Annotated in this window: 2 protein-coding genes; one reads left to right on the top strand and one right to left on the bottom strand. The window is 43.8% G+C overall.

What is annotated here, in order from left to right; all coding sequences use genetic code 11:
• Positions 1–342 precede the first annotated feature (342 nt).
• Positions 343–489 carry a hypothetical protein gene (locus tag ACTU3N_RS14695; protein ID WP_443086881.1) on the bottom strand — a complete coding sequence of 49 codons (147 nt, stop codon included), beginning with the start codon at positions 487–489 and terminating at the stop codon, positions 343–345.
• Between the two features lie 247 nt (positions 490–736).
• On the opposite strand from ACTU3N_RS14695, the gene ACTU3N_RS14700 reads away from it, so the two are divergent.
• Positions 737–1,372, top strand: a complete 636-nt coding sequence (locus ACTU3N_RS14700) for a hypothetical protein (RefSeq protein WP_443086882.1) — start codon at positions 737–739, stop codon at positions 1,370–1,372.
• Positions 1,373–2,014: the final 642 nt, after the last annotated feature.

The following is a 2,014-nucleotide window of genomic DNA, read 5'->3' on the forward strand; positions in this document are numbered from 1 at the left end:
CATCTGCGGGGAAATCTGGAAGCAGTGTTTATAACAAAACGCCCCCGACCATCAAGGCCGAGGGCGGTTAAGATGTCAAAAACCCGTTATCCGGTGAAACGCAGTACCGCTCCGCTTAAGTGAACGGCATTACGCAGAATGCGGGTCTTTTTATACCTATCATCAGACGCGCTCAAAAGCTCTCTGCGTGTATTTCACCGTCATTCCTCATACGCAACACATAAAACCGATCGCACTCGCCTCGTTTAACTGGCGCAGCCACGCACGGACAAAATAAATGTGTCGCAGACAAAAACGGCACTACACCGCACCCGCCTGCGGTTTTTGGATCGAAAAAATTTTTCAGTTTTGTTTTTCTTCAAACCAGACCGCCAGCCCGCGCCATTGCTGGCGGCCTGCGGTAAAACGTAAACTGAAAAGATTGAAGAGAATTTCAGTATTTTTCATTTTTGAAGATCCAAAAAGGATCGGCTTTAATTTTAACTGCATGTTTTATAATACTTATTCTTGCTTTTCGCTGCGTTAGTGTTTTTAGCAAGGAGGGTAAGACAAGTTGCCATGTCGCGCATAAAGCCAGAATCAGCAGGGGTTGCAGCCGTATTGAGGATTTTATTTAAACTGAAAAATATTCGTTTGTAATTGACCGTATCCCTTCTAAAGCGAAGGGCTTGAGCTTAACAGGAGAATTATGTTTTGATTAGACTTTCTACATCGCCTATTTCATAAGATGGATTGTATGGATGCAAAACTAATCGCTTTAGGCATTGTTGACGGCCTTGCCTCGATCCCTGAGGGGTTATATTTATCCGCTGTCAGGACGTATGAAAGTACTGGCCTTATCGATCGCCAATTAAAAGCGCGTAATGAATTAGAAAATGAACGTTTTTTTCGGGTGCTTAAAAGCTTAGCCACTAACGAAGGGCCGATCAGGCGGCTTGTGACTACTGTTATTACTGATTTTTATAATAAGCTGGATGACAAAGGTAAAAGTGCAATTAATAGCAAGCTGAATTATTCGGATGCGAAGCTGGGAAGTCGTGTAGGTGTTCAGGCAGCCATCACTAAAGTGATAGCAGACAGGATAATCAGCCGCGTGAAAATGAGTAAAGTTATGAGCCGTGTAACACGCGTCGCTTCAGCGGTAACTTTCAACATTGTCATGATTCAGGGAATGATAGAAGAAGCGGCCAGGGCATCCAGAAGGATGAAAGTGAAGTATCCACAAACGTATTTTAAAGTGTCACCCATGAATTTAGATATGGTTTATTTTCTTGCTGAAAGAGAACTGGAGCCATACCTGATGTACATTAACAGTCACCCGATACAATGCAAAGGTATTGAAAATGAAATCTGCAAAATCCTCGCTCGTTAAATTTTGCAAATTCATAGGGTTCCAGTCTGCAAATATGATCGAGGCCCTGTCTACTTGCCTTTGTTCTTTCGCTGCGTTTGGTAGTCTCTTCGTTCTGGATGGGTGGGGAATGAAGCTGGCCGGGTTCGTCGGTTTTCTTGTGCTTGCCTATCTGGTTGCCTGGGTGATGGACATAGTGAAAGGCGAAGCTTAGAAACTAACAACCCGAAGAACCAACAGAGGGGTTACGTGAAAACGTAGCCCTTTTGTTTTCCTCGGCATGGTGTGCAATCAACATAGTGTCCATAAGGCATAAAGTTTTACCGGGTGGACGCAAAGTGGACATGGACAAGAAAAAGGGGCTACGCTTTCACGTAACCCCTTGTTTTATTTGTGGATGGCGGGAGTTGAACCCGCGTCCGAAATTCCTACAGACTTAGTATCTGTTATGCTGATTACATCCGCTGCCTGGATTAATTTAATCGCATCTTCTGGCGATATGCCTCGGAAGTCGAAAATTTTTTTGTCGGCGGCTATTTTGAATCGCCACGGGTTTAACAGACACCTCAGAGTCATTTAAAATGGCTTAATGAGAGGTGCACATGAGCAGTAAGCGTTATCCTGAAGAGTTTAAAATTGAAGCTGTCAAACAGGTTGTTGATC

The sequence above is a fragment of the Vagococcus sp. WN89Y genome (assembly GCF_052220145.1).
Lineage (GTDB): Bacteria > Pseudomonadota > Gammaproteobacteria > Enterobacterales > Enterobacteriaceae > Kosakonia.

Bases quoted from the DNA above. Each gene is read 5' to 3' on its own strand.
- ACTU3N_RS14695 (WP_443086881.1), bottom strand. From the start codon at position 489: ATGCAGTTAAAATTAAAGCCGATCCTTTTTGGATCTTCAAAAATGAAA.
- ACTU3N_RS14700 (WP_443086882.1), top strand. From the start codon at position 737: ATGGATGCAAAACTAATCGCTTTAGGCATTGTTGACGGCCTTGCCTCG.